This window comes from Paraburkholderia caballeronis, from assembly GCF_900104845.1.
In the GTDB taxonomy this organism is placed as follows: domain Bacteria; phylum Pseudomonadota; class Gammaproteobacteria; order Burkholderiales; family Burkholderiaceae; genus Paraburkholderia; species Paraburkholderia caballeronis.
The window spans coordinates 309,184-335,147 of sequence record NZ_FNSR01000002.1 but is presented as its reverse complement, the minus strand read 5'-3'; the positions used below and the strand labels follow the sequence as shown (position 1 = coordinate 335,147).

21 protein-coding genes are annotated in these 25,964 nt (G+C 66.3%); 16 read left to right on the top strand and 5 right to left on the bottom strand.

All coding sequences use genetic code 11. The annotated features are described in order from the left end of the window. Positions 1-42: 42 nt before the first annotated feature. From BLV92_RS17955 to BLV92_RS17945, 3 genes are read right to left on the bottom strand one after another with little or no spacing between them, the layout of a single operon-like run. Positions 43-1,527, bottom strand: a complete 1,485-nt coding sequence (locus BLV92_RS17955; RefSeq protein WP_090547553.1) for an efflux transporter outer membrane subunit — start codon at positions 1,525-1,527, stop codon at positions 43-45. Beyond that, on the bottom strand, positions 1,520-2,704 hold the full coding sequence (locus tag BLV92_RS17950) for an efflux RND transporter periplasmic adaptor subunit (protein ID WP_090547552.1): 1,185 nt from the start codon (positions 2,702-2,704) through the stop codon (positions 1,520-1,522). The genes BLV92_RS17955 and BLV92_RS17950 overlap by 8 nt, the downstream gene beginning before the upstream one ends. Beyond that, positions 2,694-5,885 carry an efflux RND transporter permease subunit gene (locus BLV92_RS17945; protein ID WP_090547551.1) on the bottom strand — a complete coding sequence of 1,064 codons (3,192 nt, stop codon included), beginning with the start codon at positions 5,883-5,885 and terminating at the stop codon, positions 2,694-2,696. Before BLV92_RS17945 ends, BLV92_RS17950 begins: the two co-directional genes overlap by 11 nt. A gap of 771 nt (positions 5,886-6,656) precedes the next feature. Here BLV92_RS17945 and BLV92_RS17940 point away from each other — a divergent pair. From BLV92_RS17940 to BLV92_RS17880, 13 genes are all read left to right on the top strand, one after another. Then, positions 6,657-7,556, top strand: a complete 900-nt coding sequence (locus BLV92_RS17940; RefSeq protein ID WP_244283843.1) for an alpha/beta fold hydrolase — start codon at positions 6,657-6,659, stop codon at positions 7,554-7,556. Then, entirely contained in the window at positions 7,553-8,821 is a 1,269-nt protein-coding gene (locus BLV92_RS17935) for an iron-containing alcohol dehydrogenase (protein ID WP_090547548.1), read from the top strand. The genes BLV92_RS17940 and BLV92_RS17935 overlap by 4 nt, the downstream gene beginning before the upstream one ends. A 71-nt stretch (positions 8,822-8,892) precedes the next feature. Next, positions 8,893-9,702, top strand: coding sequence for a sterol desaturase family protein (locus BLV92_RS17930; RefSeq protein WP_090547547.1), 810 nt, complete (start codon positions 8,893-8,895; stop codon positions 9,700-9,702). Positions 9,703-9,849: 147 nt separating this feature from the next. Then, the gene (locus BLV92_RS17925; RefSeq protein ID WP_090547546.1) at positions 9,850-10,590 is read left to right on the top strand and encodes a GntR family transcriptional regulator; all 741 of its coding nucleotides are present in this window, start codon (positions 9,850-9,852) and stop codon (positions 10,588-10,590) included. Between the two features lie 11 nt (positions 10,591-10,601). Then, positions 10,602-11,315, top strand: coding sequence for a GntR family transcriptional regulator (locus BLV92_RS17920; protein WP_090547545.1), 714 nt, complete (start codon positions 10,602-10,604; stop codon positions 11,313-11,315). A 182-nt stretch (positions 11,316-11,497) separates the two neighbouring features. Continuing rightward, a complete protein-coding gene (gene mdcA, locus BLV92_RS17915; protein ID WP_090547543.1) occupies positions 11,498-13,156 on the top strand; it encodes a malonate decarboxylase subunit alpha in 1,659 nt (552 codons plus the stop codon). Positions 13,157-13,201: 45 nt separating this feature from the next. Further along, positions 13,202-13,516, top strand: coding sequence for a malonate decarboxylase acyl carrier protein (gene mdcC / locus BLV92_RS17910; protein WP_090547542.1), 315 nt, complete (start codon positions 13,202-13,204; stop codon positions 13,514-13,516). Further along, positions 13,513-14,454: a biotin-independent malonate decarboxylase subunit beta gene (locus BLV92_RS17905; RefSeq protein ID WP_090547541.1), complete on the top strand. Its 942-nt coding sequence runs from the start codon at positions 13,513-13,515 to the stop codon at positions 14,452-14,454. The genes mdcC and BLV92_RS17905 overlap by 4 nt, the downstream gene beginning before the upstream one ends. Continuing rightward, positions 14,451-15,167, top strand: coding sequence for a biotin-independent malonate decarboxylase subunit gamma (locus BLV92_RS17900; protein WP_090547539.1), 717 nt, complete (start codon positions 14,451-14,453; stop codon positions 15,165-15,167). Before BLV92_RS17905 ends, BLV92_RS17900 begins: the two co-directional genes overlap by 4 nt. Beyond that, positions 15,164-16,054: a triphosphoribosyl-dephospho-CoA synthase MdcB gene (gene mdcB / locus BLV92_RS17895; RefSeq protein ID WP_244283842.1), complete on the top strand. Its 891-nt coding sequence runs from the start codon at positions 15,164-15,166 to the stop codon at positions 16,052-16,054. Before BLV92_RS17900 ends, mdcB begins: the two co-directional genes overlap by 4 nt. 4 nt (positions 16,055-16,058) lie before the next feature. After that, positions 16,059-16,982 carry a malonate decarboxylase subunit epsilon gene (gene mdcH / locus BLV92_RS17890; RefSeq protein ID WP_090547537.1) on the top strand — a complete coding sequence of 308 codons (924 nt, stop codon included), beginning with the start codon at positions 16,059-16,061 and terminating at the stop codon, positions 16,980-16,982. Positions 16,983-17,053: 71 nt separating this feature from the next. Beyond that, positions 17,054-18,400 carry an oxalate/formate MFS antiporter gene (gene oxlT, locus BLV92_RS17885; RefSeq protein ID WP_090547536.1) on the top strand — a complete coding sequence of 449 codons (1,347 nt, stop codon included), beginning with the start codon at positions 17,054-17,056 and terminating at the stop codon, positions 18,398-18,400. Between the two features lie 136 nt (positions 18,401-18,536). Further along, positions 18,537-20,213 carry a methyl-accepting chemotaxis protein gene (locus tag BLV92_RS17880; RefSeq protein ID WP_090547534.1) on the top strand — a complete coding sequence of 559 codons (1,677 nt, stop codon included), beginning with the start codon at positions 18,537-18,539 and terminating at the stop codon, positions 20,211-20,213. Positions 20,214-20,280: 67 nt separating this feature from the next. Here the strand turns inward: BLV92_RS17880 and glcC are convergent, their stop codons facing one another. After that, positions 20,281-21,057, bottom strand: coding sequence for a transcriptional regulator GlcC (glcC, locus tag BLV92_RS17875; protein ID WP_090547533.1), 777 nt, complete (start codon positions 21,055-21,057; stop codon positions 20,281-20,283). 247 nt (positions 21,058-21,304) lie between these two features. Between glcC and glcD the strand changes: the two genes are divergently transcribed. From glcD to glcF, 3 genes are read left to right on the top strand one after another with little or no spacing between them, the layout of a single operon-like run. Continuing rightward, positions 21,305-22,801, top strand: coding sequence for a glycolate oxidase subunit GlcD (gene glcD / locus BLV92_RS17870; RefSeq protein WP_090547531.1), 1,497 nt, complete (start codon positions 21,305-21,307; stop codon positions 22,799-22,801). Further along, positions 22,801-23,901, top strand: a complete 1,101-nt coding sequence (gene glcE, locus BLV92_RS17865; RefSeq protein WP_090547530.1) for a glycolate oxidase subunit GlcE — start codon at positions 22,801-22,803, stop codon at positions 23,899-23,901. Before glcD ends, glcE begins: the two co-directional genes overlap by 1 nt. Positions 23,902-23,933: 32 nt before the next feature. Continuing rightward, positions 23,934-25,172 (top strand): glycolate oxidase subunit GlcF, encoded by a 1,239-nt coding sequence (gene glcF, locus BLV92_RS17860; RefSeq protein WP_090547528.1) that lies wholly within the window; start codon positions 23,934-23,936, stop codon positions 25,170-25,172. 94 nt (positions 25,173-25,266) lie between these two features. Here the strand turns inward: glcF and BLV92_RS17855 are convergent, their stop codons facing one another. Then, the gene (locus BLV92_RS17855; protein ID WP_090547527.1) at positions 25,267-25,833 is read right to left on the bottom strand and encodes a MarR family winged helix-turn-helix transcriptional regulator; all 567 of its coding nucleotides are present in this window, start codon (positions 25,831-25,833) and stop codon (positions 25,267-25,269) included. Between the last annotated feature and the right edge of the window lie 131 nt (positions 25,834-25,964).

The following is a 25,964-nucleotide window of genomic DNA, read 5'->3' as shown; positions in this document are numbered from 1 at the left end:
GGGCTGGCTACCGATCCCGCCGCGAAGCGCCGGCCCCCACGCTCACCCCTTCGACCCGCCAGCCGCCGCAACCAGCGCCGGCGCGCGCGCCGCCACCGCCAGCTCCTCGCTCGACCACCCGCCGCCGAGCGCCTTCACCAGTTGCACGTTCGCGCTCAGCAAGCGGGTCTGGAGATCGAGCACGCCGCGTTGCGCGTCGAGCGCCGCGGTCTGCGCCTGCACGACGTCGAGATAACCGACGGCCCCTTCCCGGTAGCGGTTCAACGCCAGATCGAGCGCGTGCTGCGCCGAATCGACGGCGTCGCGCTGCTGGTCGAGCGCGGTGCCGAGGTCTTGCAGCAGCGAAAGATTGTCCTCGATCTGCTGGAACGCCGACAGCACGACGCCGCGATAACGCGCGCCCGCTTCGTCGGTTGCCGCCTTCGCGGAGTCGAGCTGCGCGCGGCGCAAGCCGCCGTCGAACACGTATTGCACGAGTTGCGGACCGACCGCCCAGAAGATGTTCGGCGCGCTGACGAGGCCGGCATACACGGAACTCTGGAAGCCGCCTTGCAGGCTCAGCGTGATCGACGGGAAATACGCGGCGCGCGCCACGCCGATCTTCGCATTGGCCTCCGCGACGCGCCGCTCGGCGGCCGCGATGTCCGGCCGCCGCTGCAACAACGTGGACGGCACGCCGACCGGAATGACCGGCAGCGCGAGCGACGCGGTCTGCGGCGGCAGGCTGAATTCAGAGGCGGACGTGCCGATCAGTTCGGCGATCGCGTGTTCGATCAGCGCGCGCTGCGCGAGGTTCTGCGACAACTGCGATTTCGTCGCCGACAACTGGGTCTTCGCGCGCGAGACGTCGAGCCCCGATACGATTCCGCCGCCATGCAGCGTTTGCGTGAGTTCCAGCGCGCGTGCGTATGCCGCGACGGTGTCGGTCAGCAACTGCGTCTGCTGGTCGAGTCCGCGCAGGCGGATATAACTGTCGGCAAGCTGGACCTGCAAACTCAGTTGCACGGACGCGAGATCGGCCTGGGTGGCCTGCGCCTCGTCCTTGCCCGCCGCCACGGAATCGCGCACGCGTCCCCACAGATCGAGGTCGTAATCGACCTCGCCGCCGAGCGTGGCCGAGTTGTAGTAGTCGGGGCCGCCGGCGCGCAGCGGCCGCGTGTCGGACTGGCGGTCGCGCTGCGGAATCGCGCTCGCGCTGACATGCGGGAACAGATTCGACGACACCTGATCGACGAACGCCCTGGCCTGCCGGTAATGCGCGTAGGCCGCGGCAAGGTCGGTGTTGTTCGCGAGCAGCCGCTGTTCGAGATCGTCGAGCCGCGGATCGTTGTAGATCTTCCACCAGTCGGTGCGGCTCAACTGGTCCGCGGGCTGCGCGTTGACCCACGGGCCGATCGTCTGGTACTGCGCGGCGACCGGCGTCGGCGGCACGTGGTAGTCCGGCGCGAGCGAACATCCCGCGAGCGCGAGGACGCCGGCCAGCAGCGCCGGCCCCCTTGCTGCCGCGATCCTGCTCATGCTAGCCATGCGCGGCCCCCCCGGTCGGGGTGCTGCCGAGCTGCACGCGATCTCCATCGACCAGCCCGTCCGGCGGCGTGTCGATCACGCGGTCCGTCGCGGTGAGGCCGGCGCCGATCTCGACCGAGTCGCCGAAATCGCGATTGATCGTCACCGTCTTGAACACGACCTGGCTGTTCGCGCCGAGCGTCGCGACCCGCAGGCCATGCGCGTCGAACACGAGCGCGCTGGCCGGAATCCGCACCGAGTTCGGCTGCACCGGCAGCTTGAACTGGAGGCTCGCGAAACCGCCCGGCAGCAGCTTGCCGTCGCTGTTGTCGACCAGCAGTTGAACCAGCGTCGTGCCCGACGCCGCATTGACCGAATCCGCCGACGCGACCACGCGCGCGGTGAACCGCTGGCCCGGATATTCCGGCACGGTCAGCGTGGCGGTGGTGCCGCTGCGCACGTCGGGCGCGTAGCTCTGCGGCACCTGCACGTACACGCGCAGCCGTTTCACGTCGGAGACGACGAACAGTTCCTGTCCGGCGCCGCCGCTGCCCGCGTTGATGAGCGCGCCGACGTCGGTGTCGCGCGCGGTCACTACGCCGTCGAACGGCGCGACGATGCGCTCGAAGCCCTTGGTCGCGAGCAGCCGGTCGACGTTGGCCTGCGCGGCCGCGACGGCCGCTTTTTTCGCGGTGTAGTCGCCGGTGCGTTCGTCGACTTCCTGCTGCGCGACCGAATCGGTGCCGAGCAGCGCCTGCCAGCGTTTCGCGGTGGTGCCGGCGAGCGCGGCGTTGGCCTGCGCGCTGGCGAGGTCCGCGCGCGCCTGGATCAGTTGCTGGTCGAGTTCCGGCGATTCGATCACGGCGAGCAGTTGCCCGGCCTTCACGGGCGCGCCGATATCGACGTTCCACGACTTCAGGTAGCCGCTCACGCGCGCGAAAATCGGCGCGCGCGAATACGCTTCGAGCCGCGACGGCAGGTCGAGCGTCGGCCCGCTCGGCGCGCTCGCCGGATGGATCACGACGACCGTCGGGATCGCCTGCGCATTGGTCCACGTCTTGAGATTGCGGGCATCGACGGCGCGCAGCGCCACGCCCGCGACGACTACGCCGACGACGACGGCGATCCCGACCACGCCGCTGACGACGAGTCGGCGGCGCGGCACCGGCCGGGTGGTGACAACAGGTTCAGACGACATGAGCGGGTCCTTCCGTAGCAGGTCTCGGGGCAGCCGCGCGGCCAGGGCGCGAGTGAACAATGCAGAAGATCACCGGTACGAGAAGCAGTGACGCGGTGGTGGCGAAAAGCAGGCCGCCGATCACGGCGCGGCCAAGCGGTGCGTTCTGTTCGCCGCCTTCGCCGAGCGCGAGCGCCATCGGCGCCATGCCGATGATCATCGACAGCGCGGTCATCAGCACCGGGCGGAAGCGGGTGAAGCCGGCTTCGAGCGCGGCCTTGAACGGATCGCCGTGGACGGCGAGGCGCTCGCGGCAGAAGCTGACCACGAGGATGGAGTTGGCGGTCGCCACCCCCATGCACATGATCGCCCCGGTCAACGCGGGCACGGACAGCGTGGTATGGGTGGCGAACAGCATCCAGATGATGCCGGCGAGCGCCGCCGGCAGCGCCATCACGATCACGAACGGATCGGCCCACGACTGGAAGTTGACCACGACGATCAGATAGATGAGCACGATCGCGCCGAGCAGCCCGAACAGCATGCCGGCGAACGCGCTGTTCATGGTCTGCACCTGGCCCAGCAGCGCGATCGACGAACCCTTCGGCAGCGTGGCGGCGTTGTTCTTCACCACCTGCTGGATGTCGGCCGCGACCGCGCCGAGATCGCGATCCTGGGTGGTCGCGAAGATCTCGACCATCGGCTGGATGTTGTACTGGCTGACGACCGCGTTGGTGTTCACGCGTTGCAGGGTCGCGAGGCCGCCGAGGATCTGCCCGTTGCTCTGCTGGCTCGACGTGATCGGCAGGTTTTGCAGCGACGCGAGCGAATCGAGGTTGTATTGCGGCGTCTGCATCACGATCGGATACGACACGCCGTTCGCGCTGTTCAGCCAGAACGTCGGCGCGACCTGGCTCGAACCGGCGAGGTTCACCACGAGGCTGTTGGTCACGTCGCGCTCGTTGATGCCGAGTAACTGCGCGCGGGTCCGGTCCACGTCGACGTTGAACGTCGGCGAGTTCTGCGCCTGCTGGATGCGCGCGTCGACCACGCCGGGAATCCGGCGGATCTCGCGCAGCAGGCGGGTCGCATACGCGAAGTTCGCGGGCAGGTTGTTGCCGCGCACCTGTAGGTCGACCGGCGCCGGCGAGCCGAAGTTCAGGATCTGGCTGATGATGTCCGCCGGCGGGAACGAGAAGGTCACGCCCGGATAGAGGCGCGGCAACTGCTCGCGCATCTGCCGCACGTAGTCGGCCGTGGGGCGGTGGCCTTCGTTCAGCGCGATCTGGATGTCGCCGTCCTGCGAGCCGATGGTGCCCGTGTTGTTGTACGCGAGATTGATGCCGCTGACCGGCAGGCCGATGTTGTCGACCATCGTGCCGAGTTCGTCGGGCGGGATGATCTGGCGAATCGAGTTCTCCACGTTCGCGAAGATCTGCGCGGTTTTCTCGACCCGCACGCCGACCGGCGCGCGCACGTGCATCAGGATCTGGCCCGCGTCCACGTCCGGGAAGAAGTTGCGGCCGAGCAGCGGCACCAGCGCGAACGACAGCAGCACGAACGCGAGGAACCCGCTCACGAACGGCACGCGATGATTCAGCGCCAGTTCGAGCAGGCCGCGATAGCCCGCGCGAATCTTCTCGAAGCGGCGTTCGAAGCCCTGCTGGAAGCGTCCCAGCGGGCCGGGCCGTTTCTTTTCGTGCTCGTCCTCGTTCAGATTGTGCGGATGCAGCAGGTACTTCGCCATGGTTGGCACGAGCGTCCGCGACAGGATGAACGACGAGATCATCGCGAAGATCACGGCCTCGGCCATCGGCACGAACAGGAAGCGCGCCACGCCGTCGAGGAAGAACATCGGCACGAACACGATGCAGATGCACAGCAGCGCGACGAACGCCGGCGTGACGATCTGCGCCGCGCCGTCGAGAATCGCTTCCTCGACCTGCTTGCCGTGTTCGAGGTGCCAGTTGATGTTCTCGATGGTGACGGTCGCGTCGTCGACGAGAATCCCCACCGCGAGCGCGAGCCCCCCGAGCGTCATGATGTTGAGGGTCTCGCCGAGCGCGGACAACGCTGCGATAGAGCCGAGAATCGCGAGCGGAATCGACGTCGCGATAATCAGCGTCGAGCGCCAGCTACCGAGGAACAGCAGGATCATCAGGCTGGTCAGCGCGGCCGCGATCACGCCTTCGCGCGCCACGCCGCTGATCGCCGCGCGCACGAACAGCGACTGGTCGCCGATCGGCGCGATCTGCAATGCGTCCGGCAGCGACGCCTTTGCGTCGATCACGTGCTGCTTGATGCCCGAGATGATGCCGAGCGTCGACACCGAACCGTTCTTCAGCACCGACATCAGCACGGAGCGTTTGCCGTCCACGTGGACGATGTTCGTCTGCGGCGGGCTGCCGTCGCGGACGTTGGCGACGTCGTGGATATAAACCGTGGTGCCGTTGACCGCCTTGATCGGCAGGTCGCCGAGCGCCTTGAGCGCGGACGGCGCGTTGTTCAGTTGCAGCGTGTATTCGTGATCGCCGATTTTTTCCGTGCCGATCGGCGTCAGCAGGTTCTGGCTCGCGAGCGCGTTCGCGACGTCCTGCGCGGACAGGCCGCGCGCCTGCATCGCGGCCGGGTTGACGTCGATCTGCACCTGGCGCGACTTGCCGCCGAACGGATACGGAATCGACGCGCCGGCCACGGTGACGAGCGCCGGACGCAACTGGTTCAACCCGAGGTCGCCCAGGTTCTGTTCCGACAGCCCCTTGCCTGACAGCGCGAGCTGGATGATCGGCACCGTCGACGCGTTGTAGTTCAGGATCAGCGGCGGCGTGGTGCCCGGCGGCAACTGGCGCAACTGGGTCTGCGACACCGCGGTTACCTGGGCGTTCGCGTTGCTGACGTTCACGCCCGGCTGGAAGAAGATCTTGATGACCGCGAAGCCGTTCACCGATTCCGCTTCCATGTGCTGGATGTCGTTGACGGTGGTGGTCAGCGAGCGTTCGAACGGCGACGTGATGCGTCCGACCATCTGATCCGGCGGCAGGCCCGTGTATTGCCACACCACGCTGATGACGGGGATGCGGATGTCCGGGAAGATGTCGGTCGGCGTCTTGAGCGCGGACAGCGGTCCTATGATCAGGATGAGGATCGCGAGGACGACAAACGTATAGGGCCGTCGAAGCGCGATACGTACTAGCGCGAGCATGAAATATCCAGGACTTGGGGTTGAACTGAACGGCGTCCGGGCATCGCGTCGCGCGTCAGCGGCGGGCGGACTTCGGCCCTGACCGGCGGCGCGGCTCGCGAAAGGCGCCGGGGACGATCCATGCCGTCCTGGCTAAAGGCGTTTTGCTGAAAGACGCGGTACATAATCCTTGTTCCGGGATTGCTGACGGACGGAAGCGCTTTATCGGCGCGTCCGATTCCGCCAACGCCTCGGTTCAAATGGGGTTTAGGCACGACTCAAGCGGCCGGGCCGATGGGGTGTCGGCCTGGCCGTCAAGGTTTCAAATTCATTTCAATCTTTTCCGCGCGACCGATGAGCCCCGGCTGGCGGCGCCTGAATCGGGTCAACGCGGGAATGTACAGCAATCGGAAACAGTTTTGGAGCGATCCAATACGCATTCGCACGGATGCCTAACTCTATCCCAGCCAAATTTCGTTCGTGCGTAATCCCGTGAGAGGTCGCGGTGCCTCCGCGTGACGGTGTTTTCCGGGCGTCCCTTCGTCGTGGCCGCGCAGGCGCGATTGCCGCCGGCGGTTGTCCAGCGGCGAATCCGGATTTTTATTACCAATATTTACTATGTCGATTTTTCGTCGGAATCGATATTGATGTTTTTTTCGCAATAATTCATTTAAAAGAAATGTAATGCTGATTCTTTTATAAAGACGCCGCCGCGAGCGGACTTCGAACGCCCGCCTGCGAGTGTCGATTCAACCTGTCTCTCCGTACGGATCGCCGCCAGGCAACGTCGCGATGACCGGCTTGAACGAACGGGCCTTGAAGTCACGGCGCCGATGGTTGTCGCGCGGCCGCCGCCATCCGGGTGCCGCTCCGATCCTCTCCGTTTCGTCCGATCCGCCTCCGTCTCCACTTGACTTCGGAATTGAATATTCATCTAATACATCACTAATATACAAACCGGGAGACCCCATGGACGTCATCCAGACCGGCGCCGGGGAGGTGCCTGTGCTCGCGCTGCACGGCATCCAGGGCACGCGCGCGGCATGGTTGCCCGGCGCACGTGAACTGCACGACGACGCGCGTTTCGTGTTGCCGAATCTGCGCGGACGCGGCGCTGCGTGGCGAGGCGCGTGCGCCGACGACTACACGCTCGCGCGTTATGCCGACGACGTCGCGGAAACGGTCGCGCGGCACATCGGCGACGGCCCCTACGTGCTGGCCGGATGGAGTCTCGGCGTATCGGTCGCGCTCGATTACGTGACGCATCGGGTCGGCCGGCTGCCGCGCGCGCTGGTGCTGGTATCGGGCAGTCCGGCGCTCTGCATGACCCAATGGTTTTCCGCGCGCGACGAAAGGGCGTTGCACGACGAGATCGCCGCGCGCGAGGTGCGTCTGAAGCTGTCCGAGGCCGCCGACCGGCAGGCCGTCGCGTGGACCTGGCAGTCGATACGGACGGCTGACCATCGGCCGCTGCTCGAAACCATCGATCTCCCCACGCTGATCGTTCACGGCAGCGACGATGACGATTGCCCGTTTCAGCACGCGCGCTGGCTGGCCGACGGGCTGCCCCGCGCGCGTCTGGTCGAGATTGCGGGCGGCGGCCACACGATTCTCACTGCACATACCGCCGCGCTCGCTGAAGCGATGCGGACCTTCCTTGTCGAACAAGCGCCGATCCTGGAGACACCATGAGAATTCACGACACGATTCATTTCTGCGCACCCGGACGGCTGGTGATCGGGGCTGGCGCGCGACGCCAGTTGCCCGAACTGGTGGCCCGCCTCGGCTACCGGCGCGGCGTGCTGGTGACCGACCGTTTTTTCACCGGGCACAGTCCCTGGGTGAACGAATTCGTGCAGGCCGCGGCGGCACACGGCATCGCGTATGAAGTGTTCGACGGCGGCGAGCCGGACCCGCGCACGACGCTCGTCGACGACGCGACCCGCCGCATCCGCGAGCGGCTCGGCGGGATCGAGCCCGATCACGTGGTCGCGCTCGGCGGCGGCAGCAACATCGATCTTGCGAAGGCGCTGGCCCTGACCTTGCGCGACGGCCGTCCGGTGCGCGAATTCGTCGGCGCGCTCGCAGTGGCGCCGCAGCCGCTGCCGTTGATCGCGCTGCCGACGACGGCCGGCACCGGCTCCGAAGCGACACCCGGCGCGATCCTCGTCGATCCGGAGAACGCGACCAAGGTCGCCGTGATGGACAACGCGCTCCGACCGCAGATCGCGCTGATCGACCCGGAACTGACCTATAGCTGTCCGCCGAACGTGACCGCCGACGCTGGCATCGATGCGCTTACGCATGCGATCGAGTCATATCTGACGATGGATTCGGCGGAATTCGCGCGCGACGGCCATCCTGATCCAGGTTATAGCGGACGTTCGTCGCTGACGATGATGTTCGCGCGGGAGGCCATCGTGCTGTGCGTGCGTTATCTGCGCCGGGCCTACGACAACGGAGCCGACGTCGAGGCGCGCACGGGCATGTGCTACGCGAGCATCTATGCGGCGCTGTCCTATGGCAGCGCCGGCCTCAACGCGGTCCACGGCATCGCGTATGCGGTGGCCGGGCTGACGCACCGTTCGCACGGCACCACCAATGCGGTGATGCTGCCTTACGTGCTCGGCGAACTCGCGCAGACACGGCGGGCCGAACTGCTGGAAATCGCCGGTCTGTTCGGTGTTGGCGGGGCGGACCCCGATGCGACGATCCACGCGCTCGCGCATACGCTGCGCGAACTGGTCCGCGACGTCGGCATTCCGTCCGACCTGCGCGAACTCGGCATTGCGGAAGACGCGCTCGACGCGCTGACGCACGACGCGCTCGGCGTCACGCGCCTCGCCGGTTCGTTTCCGGTGCCGGACGTGGCCGGCGCGTATCGCCGCGCGGTGCTCCGCGCATGGCACGGCGAACTCGGTGAAAGTCCCTGGCCGCAAGCCGCAGAGACAGCTTGACGACAATACATATTCAACTAATATGTTAGTCAGATCGCCGTTGTCGGCGACTTACCATAGGGGACACGACCATGATGACCGAGCGTCAACGCAGGTTCAGGGAGCAGTACAAGGCCGACATCAGCCCGCTCTACAACGGGCTGCTGCACGTCGCGGTGTTGTATGTGGCCGGCGCGGCGGCGATCGGGTATTGCGTGCATCAGTTGCATGACGCGGGCTGGGAATGGCTGCTCGCGATACCCGTGTTTCTCGCCGGCAATTTCGTCGAGTGGGCGATGCACCGTTTTGTCATGCACCGGCGCATCGACGTGTACGCGCTGCGCGCGATCTACGAGCGCCATACGCGTCAGCACCATCAGTATTTCACCGACAACGAAGCCACCATCGACTCGACGCGCGAGTTCCGCATCGTGTTCTTCCCGTGGCGGGTGCTCGTGACGCTCGGCGTCGGCGGCACGCTGCTGGGTTATATCGCGTCGCTGATCTTCAATGCCAATGCCGGTTATATCGTGTTCATCACGATGGTCGCGATGTATCTGACCTACGAGACGTTTCACTATTGTTGCCACGTCCACGACAACTGGTTCGTGCGCAACATGCCGTTCGTCAACACGATCCGGCGCCACCACACCGCGCATCACAACATGGGGATCATGATGAAGTACAACATGAACCTCACGTTTCCGATCGCCGACTGGGTGCTGGGGACGACCGACCTGCGCCGCAGCCTGCCCGGCACGCTGTTCAACGGCTACAGCGAGCGGCACGTGAAGGAAGAACTGAAGCCGATCATCGAGCGTTTCCGGAACGATCATTCGCGCGTGACGCTCGATGGCCCGGAACTGACCGTCGACGAGCGACGCGTGATGACGCCGATCTGAAAACCGGTGACCACCGGTGGGCGGTCATGACCGCGTGTCCGGCAGCGAGCCGCCGCGTCAGGTGTTGCGCGGATACCCGGATAGCTGGCACGCGGTCAGGTCGCCCTATACAATGTGTATATCTGTGGAATACGCGTCGAGGTTTTCATGTCCGCTGAACGAGCTGCCCGCAAGTCCACCGCGGCGACCAGGTCGTCGCGCGCTCGCGCGTCCACGCCGGCGCGCGCCGGACAATTCAAGCCGCCGCAGAAGGAGAGCCTGACGGAGCAGGCTTATGCGCAGATCGAAGAGGCGATCGTCACGTTGCAGATCGCGCCCGGCACTTCGGTTTCCGAGTTGTCGTTGAGCGAAATGACCGGCATCGGCCGCACGCCGATTCGCGAAGCGATCCAGCGGCTCGCGCGCGAGCATCTGATCGTGATTCTTCCGCAACGCGGGCTGCTGGTGCCCGAAATCGACGTGAAGAAGCAGTTGAAGCTGTTGCGTGCGCGTCGCGAAGTCGAACGGCTCGTGTGCCGCAGTGCGGCGCGCAGCGCAACGCCGGAAGAGCGCGAGGTGTTCGGCCAGTTGGCCGCCGAGTTCGCGGAAGCGGCGGCGGCCAACGACGACGTCACGTTCGTCCGGCTCGATCGCGAGTTCAACGAGCTGTGCCTGATTGCGTCGCGCAACGAATTCGCGGAAGGCGCGATGCGGCTGATGCACGGTTTGTCGCGGCGCTTCTGGTATTACCACTACCGGCAGGCGGCCGATCTGCCCGAGATGGCCCGGCTGCACGGCGCGGTCGCGCAGGCGATCGCGGACGGCGACATCGACGGCGCCGGCAAGGCGCTCGATGCGCTACTGGACAATATCGAGGCGTTTACGCGGGCTACCCTGACCGCGCTGTAGTTCCCCCCATCATGCGCGTCTCTGCTGGACATGCGCCCGACAGTCCGGATGCCGCGGGGCATCGGGACAAGCCCGATACGCTCGCGACGCAGGCCTACCGGCTGCTCGAAGAGGCGATCGTCACGCAGCAGGTCGCGCCGGGCGCGACGGTCACCGAGGCGCAGCTCAGCGACCTGATCGGCATGAGCCGCATGCCCACGCGCGAGGCGGTGCGGCGGCTCGCGCGCGAAAATCTGCTCGAAGTTCGTCCGAAGCGCGGCATCGTCATCTGCACGATCGACGCGCTCACGCAAAAACGGCTGCTGGCCATGCGCCGCGAGGTCGAGCGGCTGCTCGCTCAGCTTGCGGCCCGCGAATGCGGCGACGCCCAGCGTGCGACGCTGCACGAACTGGCCGCCGCTTTCGAGGAAGCGGCCGCGAATTCTGATACGCTGCGCTTCGTCCATGCCGACAAGGTCTTCAACGAACTGTGCCTCGCTGTCTGCGGCAATGAATTCGTCGTCGATGCGATCCGGCTGCTGCAAGGGCCGTCGCGGCGCTTCTGGTTTCAGCGGTCCCGCGATGCGCAGGTGCTCGCCGTGTCCGCGTCGCGTCATGCGGTGCTGGCGCGCGCGATCGCATCGGGCGACGCCGCCGCGGCCGCCGCGGCGAGCGACCGTCTGATCGACTTCGGCGAAGAACTCGCACAGCGGGCGCTTGAGCGCGAGAACGCCGCGCCGGGCTAGCGGCCGCTCGTTCCCGCTGCCACGCGCACCTCGCGGGTTCGCCATCCCAGGGTAAACACGGTTTTGAATCCCATCCGCGCCTGTCTACACTAGTTCGTGATAAATATCAGACGCATATGAGTTGACGACAATAAGGGGCGGCCGGCAGGGGCTCGACTCGCCCACGCTCTGACGGAGACCTTATGAAGCGGGACGTAGATGCGCAATGGAACCGGCTCGCGGTCAGCAAGGCCGCGCGGCTCGAACGGGCCGGCGCGATCGCGCAGGGCAAGCAGGTCGAACCCGACGCGGTCGTGAGGCTGCTCGAAGCGGTGCTCGAACCAGGCGATCGTCTGTGCATCGAGGGCAACAACCAGAAGCATGCGGATTTTCTGTCCGCCTGTCTCGCGAAGGTCGATCCGCAACGCGTGCATGACCTGCACATCGTGCAGTCCAACATCGCGCTGCCGCAGCACCTCGATATCTTCGACAAGGGCATCGCACGCGACCTCGACTTTTCGTACTCCGGACCGCAGGGCGTGCGGCTCGCGAATCTCGTCGCCGAGGGCAAGGTGCGCATCGGCGCGATTCATACGTATCTCGAACTTTACGGCCGCTATTTCTGCGATCTGACGCCGCGCGTGAGCTTCATCGCGGCGCAGAGCGCCGACCGCGAAGGCAATCTGTACACCGGGCCGAATACCGAGGACACGCCCGCGGTGGTGGAATCGACCGCGTTCAAGAACGGCATCGTGATCGCACAGGTGAACGAACTGGTCGACAAGGTGCCGCGCGTCGACGTGCCGTCCGACTGGGTCAATTTCGTCGTGCGTTCGCCGAAGCCGCATTACATCGAGCCGATCTTCACGCGCGACCCGGCCGCGATCACCGAGATCCAGATCCTGATGGCGATGATGGTCATCAAGGGCATCTATGCCGAGTACGGCGTCACGCGGCTGAACCATGGAATCGGTTTCGACACCGCGGCGATCGAACTGCTGCTGCCGACCTACGCACAAAGCCTCGGGCTGCGCGGCAAGATCTGCACGCACATGTCGGTGAATCCGTGCCCCACGCTGATTCCCGCGATCGAGTCGGGTTTCGTGCAGTCGATTCACTCCGCCGGCTCGGAACTCGGCATGGAGGAGTACGTCGCCGCGCGGCCGGACATCTTCTTCACCGGTCCGGACGGCAGCCTGCGTTCGAACCGCGTGTTCTGCCAGCTGGCCGGTCACTATTCCGATCTCTTCATCGGCTCGACGCTGCAGATCGATCTGCAAGGCAACAGCTCCACGGCCACCCGCAATCGCATGACGGGTTTCGGCGGCGCGCCGAACTTCGGCTGCGATTCGCGCGCGCGGCGTCATACGAGCGACGCCTGGCTGAAGGCGGGCCGCGAAGCCTCGTCGAACGATGCCGGCGCGATGCCGCGCGGACGCAAGCTCGTCGTGCAGATGGTGGAGACGTTCGGCGAAAAGATGCAGCCGACGTTCGTCGAGCGGCTCGACGCGTGGGACCTGATGCAGAAGTTCGACATGGCGCTGCCGCCCGTGATGGTCTACGGCGACGACGTGACCCACATCGTGACGGAGGAAGGCATCGCCAACCTCCTGCTGTGCCGCAGCGCCGAGGAACGGGAGCAGGCGATTCGCGGCGTGAGCGGCTTCACGCCCGCCGGCCTCGCGCGCGACGCGCGGATGGTCGAGGCCTTGCGCGCGCGCGGCGTGATACGGCGGCCGGAAGACATCGGCATCAATCCATTGCACGCGACGCGAGATCTGCTCGCGGCGCGTTCGATCAAGGATCTCGTGCGCTGGTCCAGCGGACTTTACGACCCGCCGAAGCGATTTCGGAACTGGTAGGGCTGGTTGCCTTCCGGGGCGTCGATATACACAGGAGCATCAGGTATGGAGCAGCTTCGATTTTCATTCGAAGGCCTCGCGTCCAGCAGTCGCGGCGTGTATGCGATTGCGGGCGTGGTCGCGTCCGGCGACCTCGAAGTCCTCGTCGAACGGCAGGCGCTCGACGGGCGTTGCGAGGTCGATGTCAACACGTCGGTGCACGGCTTCGAGACCACGTGGCGCGCGGTCATGGAACGCTTCGTCGCGGCGCGGCCGCTCGCGGACACGCGCATCACCGTCAACGACAGCGGCGCGACCCCCGCAGTGGTGAGCCTGCGTCTTGCGCAGGCGTCGCAGACGCTCGACGAGGGGCGTCCATGAATACGCGCGATGAAGGATTGGTCAGCGGCCTCGCGCCGCTACGGCAAAGCTACCTCGAATCGACCGCGCGCGAGCGCGCGCATGGGCTGTGCGACGCGGGCACCTTCGTCGAATGGCTCGATCCGCGCGAACGGATGACAAGCCCGCACCTCGCCGCGCTCGACGTCCCGGTTGCGTTCGACGACGGCATCGTGATCGGCGAGGGCCGTCTTGCGGAAGAGCGCGTGTTCGTGGCCGCGCAGGAAGGCCGTTTCATGGGCGGCGCGGTCGGCGAGATTCACGGCGCGAAGCTCACGGGCCTGCTTCAGCGCGCCGTGGCGGAGAAACCCGCCGCCGTCGTGCTGATGCTCGAAACCGGCGGCGTGCGTCTGCATGAAGCGAATGCGGGCCTCGTCGCCATCTCCGAGATCCAGCGCGCGGTGTTCGACGCGCGGCATGCCGGCGTGCAGGTGATGGTGCTGATCGGCGGCGGGAACGGCTGTTACGGCGGCATGGGCATCGTCGCGCGTTGCTGCGACACGATCGTGATGAGCGAAGCGGGGCGGCTATCTGTTTCGGGTCCCGAAGTGATCGAGACCGCGCAAGGCGTGGAGGAATTCGATTCGAGGGACCGCGCGCTCGTGTGGCGCACGATGGGCGGCAAGCATCGTTATCTGCTCGGCGAGATCGACCAGCTGGTCGATGACGACCTCGACGCGTTCCGCAACGCGGCGGCCGGGCTGCTCGACCGGTCCGCGCCGCTCGACCTCGATTTCGTGCTGGCCGAACATGCACGCCTTGCCAAGCGGATCGAGAGATTCGGCGCGTGCGGCGACGCGCTCGACATCTGGGCGGGCCTGGGTGTCGACGACCCGTCGGTGCTGACCGAACTCGACACGGAAGCATTTCTCGCCACCACCGCGCATCGGCGCGAAACCACGAGCGGAGGCGCGCGATGAATCTTGCCGATTGTCTCGACCAGTTGTTTCCCGACGGTCATCGCACGACGGTGGAAGGCGATGTGGTGGCGGGAGAAGGAACCCTTGCGGGGACGACCGCGAGCGGCCGCGTCGCGTTGATCGGCACCGTCGGGCATGCGCCGATCGGCGTCGAGACCGCGCTTGCGCTCGCCGGCCACGTGCTGCGCGTGATGCAGGAGTCGCCGGGCATGCCGATTCTTCTCCTTGTCGATAACGCCGGCCAGCGGCTGTCGCGTCGCGACGAACTGCTCGCGAACAACGGTTATCTCGCGCATCTCACGAAGTGCCTCGAAGTCGCGCGCACGCGCGGCCACCAGGTGCTGAGCCTCGTCTACGATCAGGCGATTTCGGGCGGCTTCCTCGCGGCCGGCATGATCGCCGACCGGACCTACGCGGTGCCGGAGGCGCACATTCACGTGATGAACCTGCCGGCGATGAGCCGGATCACGCAGATTCCGCTCGACCGCCTCGAAGCGTTGTGCGCCAGTTCGGCGGTGTTCGCGCCGGGCGTGCCGAGCTTCGTCAAGCTGGGCATTGTCGACGGCGTATGGGAAGGCGATCTGGCCGCCGCGCTGCGCAACGCGCTGGCCGACCGTTCGACCGCCGACCGGCGCAGCGCGGCCGGCTTCGAGCGCGGCGGGCGCACCCTCGCGGTCGAAGTGGCGAGGCGCGTACAGGAAGCGCGCGGATGAACCCCGGCGCGTCGATGCAGATACGGATGCCCGAGCAGCCGCAGAAGCATCCGGCGCAGCAGGGTCGGGCGTTCGCGCGCCACGTCGCGCGCGCGGCGATCCATGCGCTGTACGACGAAGTGATGATCGCGCCGAAGCCGGGGCTCGTCACGCGCATCGACAGCGGCAGTCATCGCGACATGGACGCATCGACGTTCGTCCGCAGCCTGTTCTCGTTGCGCCACTACTTCGCGCAGATCGCCCGCTGCGGGCAGCACGATGCGCCGTTCGCGGTGTTGCAGGGAGTCGGCGTGGCGGCCGAGCGCCGGATGCTCGCCGCGACGCGCGGCGTGAACACGCATCGCGGCGCGATCTTCAATCTCGGCCTGCTCGCGGCCGCCGCGGGAAAACTCCATGCGCGAGGCGTCCCGCTGAATGCGCAGGCGATCTGCGATACGGTCGGCCGCGCGTACGGGGCCGACATTCTCGCGAGCGCCGCGGCCGCGCCGCCGAGCCACGGCAGAGAAGCGGCGGCCCGATACGGCATAACCGGCGCGCGCGACGCAGCCGCCGGCGGCTATCGGGTGCTGTGCCAGGTCGCCGTGCCGACGCTGCAGCGATACACCGGGGCCGGCTGTCCGCGCTCGGTCGCCGCCGTGCAGACGCTGTTCGCGGTGATGGAGGTGCTCGACGACACCAACGTCTTTCATCGCGGCGGACGCGACGGAATGGATTTCGTGAAGCAGGCGAGCCGCGCGTTCCTCGCGGCCGGCGGCGTTCGCGCTCCGCATTGGCATCATCGCGTGGCCGCCATCCATCGGGCGTTCGTCGAGCGCAACCTGAGTCCGGGCGGCGCCGCCGACATGCTGGCCGCCGCGCTGTTCGTGGACGAACTGCGGGGGATCTGACGTCATGGGCCTGGCTATCCTTTGCAGCGGACAGGGCGCCCAGCGTCCCGGCATGCTCGCGGCGTGCCGCAACGAGCCGCTTGCGCGAGAGGTCATCGACGAAGCGAGCCACCTGATCGACGTGGACCTGTGGCGTCTCGACCAGGAGCCGATGGATGACCGGATGTTCCAGAACGCGATCGCGCAGCCGCTGATCTGCGCGACGGCGCTCGCCGCGTGGCGGGTGCTGTCGAGCCGGCTGCCGGAGCCGGTTCTGTACGCGGGCTACAGCATCGGCGAACTGGCCGCGTATGGCTGCGCCGGCGCGTTGTCGGCATCGCAGACGATCGAACTTGCCCGCACGCGCGCCGCGCTGATGGATGCCTGCGCCGACGCGCACGGCGGCATGCTGGCGGTGCGCGGTCTGCTGAAGCCCGAGCTGGAGTCCCTCTGCACACGCTTCGGCGCGCAGATTGCGATCGAGAACGGCGACGATCATTTCGTCATAGGCGGGACCGGGCCGGCGCTCGAACAGATCGCCACTCACGCCGCGCAGGCGGGGGCGAGCACGGTTCGCCGCCTTGCCGTGTCGATCATTTCGCATACCTCCGTTCTGCAGCCCGCCGCAGCCGCGTTGCGAAAACGTTTGCACGACGTCGACGCGCTTGCGCCGACGGCTCCCGTGATCGCGGGCATCAGCGGCGCGGCCGTCGATAACTGGCCCGCCGCCGTCGATTCGCTCGCCGCTCAACTGATGCAGGCGATACGTTGGAACACGTGCGTCGAAGCCGCCGTCGAGCGGGGCGCGACCGTGTTTCTCGAACTCGGTCCCGGCAATTCGCTCGCGCGGATGATTCAGGAAAGCCATCCGCAATGGCAGGCGCGTTCCATCGGAGATTTCCGGTCCTTCGACGGCGTGTCCAGTTGGGCGGAGCGGGCCATGTCTTGATGCGCGGCGCGCGGCGCTATCCGGCGACCGCGGTCATTACCTTGCAGCACGGACGATGAGAGGAGGCACTCATGTATCAACCGAAGCTTGACGAGCCCACCGCGGCCTATGGCCGAACCCGGTGGTTGCAGCTGGTGATCGGCGTGCTGTGCATGGCGCTGATCGCGAATCTTCAGTATGGCTGGACGCTTTTCGTGCGGCCGATGCACGACACGATGGGCTGGCCCGAGCACGACATTCAGGCAGCCTTCACGATTTTCATCATCATCGAAACCTGGCTCGGACCGTTCGCGGGCATGTTCGTGGACCGGTACGGCCCGCGTCCGGTGGTGGCGGTCGGCGCCGTGCTGGTCTTCATCGCATGGACGCTGAACGCGCATGCTCATACGCTGCCCGTTCTCTACACGGCGGCGGTGATCTCGGGGCTGGGCGCGGGGTCCGTGTACGGAACCTGCGTCGGCAATGCGCTGAAGTGGTTCCCCGAAAAGCGCGGGTTCGCGTCGGGGCTTACCGCGACGGGCTTCGGCGTGGGCGCCGCGTTGACGGTCGTCCCCATCGCCAACGCGATCAAGGTCTACGGCTACCAGAGCGCGTTTTCGACCTTCGCGATGATCCTCGGCGGCGCGATTCTCTTTCTGTCGTTGTTCCTGGTGCGTCCGCGGCCGGGCCTGCGCGTCAGGAAGCCGTCGCGCGCCCGCGTGGAAGCGCGGCGCGACCTGACCACCGTGCAGACGCTCAGGACGCCGGTGTTCTGGGTGATGTACGTGATCTTCGTGGCGGTCAGCACCGGCGGCCTGATCGCCACGGCGCAGCTTGGCCCGATGGCGCGCGACTTCGGCGTCGCGCGGCTGCCGATGGCGTTCTTTGGCGCGACGATTCCGCTGCTATCGCTGACGCTTTCGATCGACAACCTGGCGAACGGGCTGACGCGTCCGCTTGGCGGATTCCTTTCGGATCGCTTCGGGCGCGAGAACGTGATGTTCATCGTGTTCCTCGGCGAAGGCGCGGCGCTGCTGGGACTAGCGCAGTTCGGCCACACGCCGCTCGGCTTCGTGCTGTTCGCACCGCTGATCTTTCTCTGCTGGGGCGAGACCTACGCGATCTCGTCGGCGCTGGCCGGCGACACCTTCGGCGATAAACACGTGACCGCGAATGCCGGCGCGTTGTATACGACGAAGGGCGTCGCGGCGCTGCTGGTGCCGCTCGGCAGCGTCATCAAGGAAACCTCGGGGACGTGGACCACGGTGCTCTTTTGCTGTGCGGCAGTCGCCATCGCGACCGCGCTCGCATCGAAGTTCGTGCTTAGTCCTATGCGTCGTGCATTTGTCGAGCGCGGCAACCTGCTCGACGACATGGGGCAGACGGATTCGGGCCTGACTCACGTGAGCCCTTCGCCGCATGCGGACCCCGCGCATTAGCTTCGGTGTCTTTGCGTTGTCGGGACGATTATCGGGCCGGGAAATTAATGCCGTAGTTCTAAAGATCGGAAGACCCGGGCCGATAACATATTTATTCAGTCCCACATCGCAAAGTAATTAACAACAAAGGAGATGTATGAAGCTGTCGTTTATCCAGAAACTCTGGTTGCCGCTTGTCTTGAGCCTTATCTGCCTCGCGGGCATATCGATTTACGATGCTTACGAAATGAGGGCGATCAGGGTCGAGGAGCGCAAGGCCGACCTTGAGCATGTGGCCGATACCGCGCTCAGCGTCGTCAAGACTTTCGGAGATCAGGCGGCGGCCGGTTCGATTCCCGTGGAAGAGGCGCAGAAGCGCGCCATGGAGAGCATCCGGAACATACGTTACGGCGGAGGCGGGTATGTGACCATCTTCAATTCGCACCCGACCATGCTGATGCACCCGACGTCGCCGCAGATGAACGGCAAGGATCTGAACGACTACCAGGGGCCAAACGGCGATCACATCTACCAGAACATCGTGACCGTCATCCGGCGCGATGGAAAGGGTTTCATCTCCTACCAGTTTCCGCGGCCGGGCGCTCACGAAGCGGCGCCGAAAATTTCGTACGCCGTCAGTTATCAGCCGTGGGACTGGATTCTCAATACCGGCGTCTACGTCGACGATCTCGACGCCGCATTCCGCGCGTCGCTTTATCGCGGACTGGAAATGCTGGTGGTATTGGCGGCGGTGCTGGCCGGCGTGGTCGTGCCGCTCAATCGCGGCATTTTCCGCTCGCTGGGCGGCGAGCCGTCGTATGCGGCTGAAATCGCGAATCAGATTGCGAATAACGATCTGACCGTGACGGTGAACACGACGCCGAACGACCGCTCCAGTCTGCTGTATTCGATGAAGCGCATGCAGGAGCAGCTTTCGCAGACCATCGGCACGATCAAGACGTCCGCCGAGTCGATTGCGACCGCCACCTACCAGATCGCGGCCGGCAACCAGAACCTGTCGCAGCGCACGGAAGAGCAGGCGGCCTCGCTGGAGGAAACCGCGTCCAGCATGGAGGAGCTGACGTCGGCCGTCACGCAGAACGCGGACAACGCGGGCCAGGCGAACCAGCTCGCCGCGAATGCCGCGCAGGCGGCGCAGCAGGGCGGCGTGGCCGTGTCGCGCGTGGTCGAAACGATGGACGGCATCAACGCAAGCTCGGACAAGATCGCCAACATCGTCGGCCTCATCGAGGGCATCGCGTTCCAGACCAATATCCTCGCATTGAACGCGGCCGTCGAAGCGGCGCGCGCCGGCGAGCAGGGGCGGGGCTTCGCGGTGGTCGCGTCGGAAGTGCGCTCGCTGGCCCAGCGTTGCTCGGGCGCGGCGAAGGAAATCAAGGAACTGATCGACGACTCCGTGTCGCGGGTGCAGACCGGCGCCGCGACCGTACGCGAAACCGGCGAGAAGATGAACGAGATCACCCGGGAAATCCAGCGCGTCGCGGACATCATGGGCGAAATCTCCGCGGCGTCGCGGGAACAGAGCAAGGGGATCGGCCAGGTCAACCTCGCGATCACGCAGATGGACGAAGTCGTCCAGCAGAATGCCGCGCTCGTCGAAGAAGCGGCGGCCGCTGCCGGCGCGCTCGAATCGCAGGCGAAGGAACTGAAATCGTCGGTGTCGATGTTCAGGCTGGCCGCGTCGCACGAAGCCGGCAGCGCAGCGGTGGCGCAGCCGCGCACGAAGCCTGCCGCGCCAGCACGGAAGCCTGCTGCGGCGCGTTCCAGCGGGACGCTGCAAACCGCGGGCTCCGGCGACTGGAACAGCTTCTGACGATTTCCACGCTGTCGCGACCCGGTCGCGCCTTTGATCCGCCGGGCAACCCCCGGCGGTTTGTTTTTCAGCGCCAGCCTTCGAGCCGGAGCGTCGAGCGTACGAGGCGCTGTTCCTCCTGCTCGATTTCCCGCAGGCTCGCGCATACGCCGGCGATATGGTCGGCGGCCGCCTTGCGCGCCTGGGTCGGCAGCTTGCCCGTCACCGCGTTGTAGAGCCGCGCATGCTGCCGGTCGATGGTGCGTTTGTGCGGCTCGCGATGATAGAGATTGTTGACCGACGCGAAGACCGAACTCAGCAGCAGGTCGGTCAACGAACCCAGCGTGTGAACGAGCACCGGATTGTGCGAAGCCTCGCAGATCGCGAGATGAAACGCATGATCGAGGCGCGCGTGCCCGGACGGGCTGGTGTCGACGTCGTGCGCCGCGACCATTTCCTCATAACGGCGCGTGATCAGCACGTAGTCCGCCGGCGTGCCGCGCAGCGCGGCAAGACGCGCCGACTCTGCTTCGAGCAGGCCGCGCACTTCGAACAGGTCATAGAGCGTACGCGGCTGCGAGCCGAGCAGATGCATCAACGGCGACGTCTCGGGCGGCTTCGTCAGGCTCGCGACATAGGAGCCGCGTCCGTGCGCCGTTTCGATGATGCCGCGCGCCCGCAGCAGTTTCAGCCCTTCCCGCAGCGCGGTGCGCGACACGCCTAGCTTGTCGACGAGCCGTCGCTCCGACGGCAGCGGCTGGCCCGCTTTCAGCACGCCGTCGACGATCAGGCGTTCGATCCTTTCCGCTACGACGTCGGCGACCTGAAGCGCCGGCGCGGTTCCCGTGGTTCCGGCTGTGTCCATTGCCCTCTCTCCTGCTGGTACGACCAGTATCGCCAGCATTCGGCCTGGTCACGCAACCCGCCAAGATTGCCACGTTTTATAGGTATCGAGGGCGAGTCACATCATCCTCGCGGCAAAAAACTGGTAAGACCACTGATCCGGCCTATCGACAGCGCAGCCTGCTTGCCTCAACAATCGGATCTGGACATGGGTTCGGACACGCGTGCGCAATTCGCCGGAATCTGTAGCACGAGCGGGGAGACATTCGATGAGTTATCGCTACGACGAGGCGCTGGACGGCCCGCTCATTGCACACGACAGGAACGAGGTCGTCGCGCGGTTGCGTCAGCGCGTGCCGGACCTGACGATCCTTCACGAAGCCGAGGACCTGCACCCGTTCGAATGCGACGGCCTCGCGTCGTATCGCACGACGCCGCTGCTGGTCGCGTTGCCGGAGACCGTGGAGCAGGTCGCAAAGCTGCTGCGGTATGCGCATGAAGCGCGCATCCCGGTGGTGGCGCGCGGCGCGGGAACGGGGCTGTCCGGCGGCGCGCTGCCGCTCGAAAAAGGCATCCTGCTCGTGATGGCGCGCTTCAACCGGATTCTCGACATCGACCCCGAAGCCGCCACGGCCCGCGTGCAACCGGGCGTGCGCAATCTCGCGATCTCGCATGCCGCATCGGTTCACGGCCTGTATTACGCGCCGGACCCGTCGTCGCAGATTGCCTGCTCGATCGGCGGCAATGTCGCGGAAAACGCGGGCGGCGTGCACTGCCTCAAATACGGACTCACGGTCCACAACATTCTCAAGCTCGACATTCTCACGATCGAAGGCGAGCACGTAACGCTCGGCTCCGATGCGCTCGACGCACCGGGCTTCGATCTGCTCGCGCTGTTCACGGGCTCGGAGGGGATGCTCGGGATCGTCGTCGAAGTCACGGTCAAGCTGCTGACGAAACCGCAGAGCGCCCGCGTGCTGCTGGCGTCGTTCGACGACGTCGAGCGCGCGGGCTCGGCCGTGGCCGGAATCATCGGCGCCGGCGTGATTCCCGGCGGCCTGGAGATGATGGACAACCTCGCGATCCGCGCCGCCGAGGACTTCATCCACGCGGGTTATCCGGTGGAGGCGGCCGCGATCCTGCTGTGCGAAGTCGACGGCGCCGAGCGCGACGTGCAGGAGGACTGCGAGCGGGTGGAGGCGCTGTTGCGCGACGCGGGCGCGACCGACGTCCGCGTCGCGCGCGACGAGGCCGAGCGCCAGCGTTTCTGGGCGGGACGCAAGAATGCGTTTCCCGCGGTCGGCCGCATTTCGCCGGACTACTATTGCATGGACGGCACGATTCCGCGCCGCGAATTGCCCGGCGTGCTGGCCGGCATCGAGCAACTGTCCGCGCAATATGGGCTACGGGTGGCGAACGTGTTCCATGCCGGCGACGGCAATCTGCACCCGCTGATCCTGTTCGATGCGAACGCGGGCGAAACGGAGCGGGCCGAGGCGCTCGGCGGCGCGATCCTGGAACTGTGCGTGAAGGTCGGCGGCAGCATCACCGGCGAGCACGGTGTCGGCCGCGAGAAGATCAACCAGATGTGCGCGCAGTTCAACAGCGACGAACTGCGGCTCTTTTATGCGCTGAAGGCCGCGTTCGATCCGCTCGGTCTGCTGAATCCGGGCAAGAACATCCCGACGCTGCATCGCTGCGCGGAGTTCGGATCGATGCATGTGCATCACGGCGCGCTGCGGTTTCCGGAACTGGAGCGATTCTGATGCAGCACGATCCGATTGCATACGACGACAGCCAGCGTCTGCTCGACGAGGTTGCGCACGCCATCGCGACGCACACGCCGCTCGCGATCCGGGGCGGCAACAGCAAGGCCTTTCTGTCACGCGCCGAGGCCGCGCATGCGGTCGAACTCGATACGCGCAGCCATCGCGGCATCGTGCGTTACGAGCCGAGCGAACTGGTGATGACCGCGCGCGCCGGTACGCCGCTTGTCGAACTGACCGCCGCGCTCGATGCAGCGGGGCAGATGCTGCCCTGCGAGCCGCCCGAGTTCGACGGTGTCGCGACGCTCGGCGGCGCGGTGGCGAGCGGGCTGTCCGGTCCGCGGCGGCCGTGGGCCGGCGCGGTGCGCGACTTCGTGCTCGGCTGCCGGCTGATTACGGGGGAAGCGAAGCACCTGCGTTTCGGCGGCGAAGTGATGAAGAACGTCGCCGGTTACGACATGTCGCGGCTCACGGCCGGCAGTTTCGGCTGTCTTGCGCTGATCACCGAGGTGTCGATGAAGGTGCTGCCGAAGCCGCGCGCGACCCACTGTGCCGCGCTCGACATGACGGCCGCCGAGGCGCTCGCGGAACTGTCGGGCTGGCGTCGCGCCGCGCTGCCGGTGACGGGCGCGTGTTACGTCGACGGCCTGCTGCACGTGCGGCTCGAAGGCGGGGAAGGGGCGGTGTCCTCCGCGCGCGACCGCATCGGCGGCATGCACGTCCCCATGCCGTTCTGGACCGGGCTGCGCGAACGGCGTCTGCCGTTCTTCGACGATCCGCGTCCGTTGTGGCGCCTGTCGTTGCCCAACGCGACGCCGCTGATGCCGCTGCCGGGCGACGTGCTGCTCGACTGGGGCGGCGCGCAGCGCTGGCTGAAGAGCGATGCGCCGGCCGCGGCGATACGCGCGATCGCCGCGGCGGCCGGCGGCCACGCGACCTGCTACACGAAACCCGTGTCGCCCGCCAACGAAGACGAAGCGGCCGGCGACGGTCCGTTCATGCCGCTGGCGGCGCCGCTTGCGCGGCTGCATGGCGAACTGAAGCGCCGGCTCGATCCGCACGGCATCTTCAATCCCGGCCGGCTCTACGGCAACTGCTGACCCATCATCGACCGGAAGCCGAGGAAGCGACCATGCAAACCCGTCTCAGCGCCGAAGCGCAGACCTTGTCGCGCGCCGACGAAGCGGAATCGATCCTGCGCAGTTGCGTGCATTGCGGCTTCTGCAATGCAACCTGTCCGACCTATCAGTTGCTCGGCAACGAACTCGATGGACCGCGCGGCCGGATCTACCTGATCAAGCAACTGCTGGAGGGCGAGGAGGTCACGCAAAAGACGCAGCTGCATCTCGATCGCTGCCTGACGTGCCGGAACTGCGAGACCACCTGTCCGTCCGGCGTCACGTATCACTCGCTGCTCGATATCGGCCGCGCGGAAATCGAGCGGCGGGTGAGCCGGCCCGCCGGCGAGCGGATGCTGCGTGCCGGACTGCGGCGGATCATTCCGCGGCCGGCCGCGTTCGACGCGTTGCTCAGGGCTGGCCGTATCGCGCGTCCGTTGCTGCCGCGACGGATTAGACAAAAGATTCCGGCCGTACCCGTGGCGGCGAAACCGCGTCCGGGTGCACGGCACGCGCGCCGCATGTTGATGCTGGAAGGCTGCGTGCAGCCGTCGCTGTCGCCGAATACGAACGCCGCTGCCGCGCGGGTGCTCGACCGGCTCGGTATCAGCGTCGTCGCCGCGCCGCAGGCCGGCTGCTGCGGCGCGGCCGAGTATCACCTGAACGCGCAGCAGGACGGCCTGCAACGCGCGCGCCGCAACATCGACGCGTGGTGGCCGGCGATCGAGGCCGGCGCGGAGGCGATCGTGCAGACCGCGAGCGGATGCGGCGCGTTCGTCAAAGAGTATGCGCATCTGTTGCGGGACGATCCGGCCTATGCGGATAAGGCGGCGCGGGTCAGCGAACTGGCTCGCGATCTTGTCGAAGTGCTCGGCGCAGAGCCGCTGGATGCACTGGAGACGGCGACGCGCCGGCGGATCGCGTTCCACTGTCCGTGTACGTTGCAGCATGCGCAGAAGCTGGGCGGCGCAGTCGAGGGGCTGCTGACGAAACTCGGCTACGACCTGACCGACGTGCCCGATTCCCACCTGTGCTGCGGGTCAGCGGGAACGTATTCGATCACGCAGCCCGAGCTTGCCGTGCAGCTGCGCGAACGCAAGCTCGATGCGCTGGAAAGCGGGACGCCCGAGTTGATCGTGACGGCGAATATCGGCTGCCAGACGCATCTGGCCGGCGCGAACCGCACCGGCGTGCGGCACTGGATCGAACTCGTCGAGGATGCGCTCGACGAATCGACAGGCCACGGCCGGTAGCGGCCCGGTCGCAACGACCGGCCGACGCTGCTGCACGAACCGCTGACCAGCGACGCTGGCGCCGGCTGTTTCAGCGGACGTCCTGAACCGGCTGTCATTCGTTCTTGAGGCTGCTGATCGTCTTGCGCAGCAGGCTGATCAGCGTATCGGTCTCGCTCTCGGTCAGATTGGCCGTGCCGCGCTGATAGTGCTTCCATGCGAGTTGCCACAGGCGCTCGTACAACGCATCCCCTTCCTTCGTCAGTGACAGCGACAGGTAGCGCCCATCCGATTCGCGGGCGCTGCGTTCGAGCAGCGCCCGCTCGTGCAACTGGTCGATGACGCGGCTGAGCGTCGGCTGATCGATCGCGGTCTTCTCGACGATCTCCCGCAGCGCCAGCCCCGGCGAGCCGTGCAGCACAGCCAGCACGCGCCACTGGATCACCGAGATGTCCAGCTTGCGCAGGTCCTTCTTGAACTGCAGGTTGAAGAGGCTTGCCGCATGGTTGATCAGATACGGCACGAACTGATCGGTGAAGTACGCGGGGTCGGGCGGCGCGGCGGCGCTGTCCGGGGCGTCCGGGTTGTCCGATACGCTCGACGACGCGTTTCTGGGTACGGCGTTTTTTACGGGCGTTTCGTTCTTCTCGCCGGCTGACCGGTTACGCCTCGACGCATTCATCCATTTTCCCCTGTTCGAAAAGTTCGCCGCGGCGGCTGGGAGTCATCCCCAACGACGGCCCGCGCCCGTTGACACGCAAAAATTGATGCCCTAGTGTTGCTTCATATACATATGAAATTACATGTATTTTC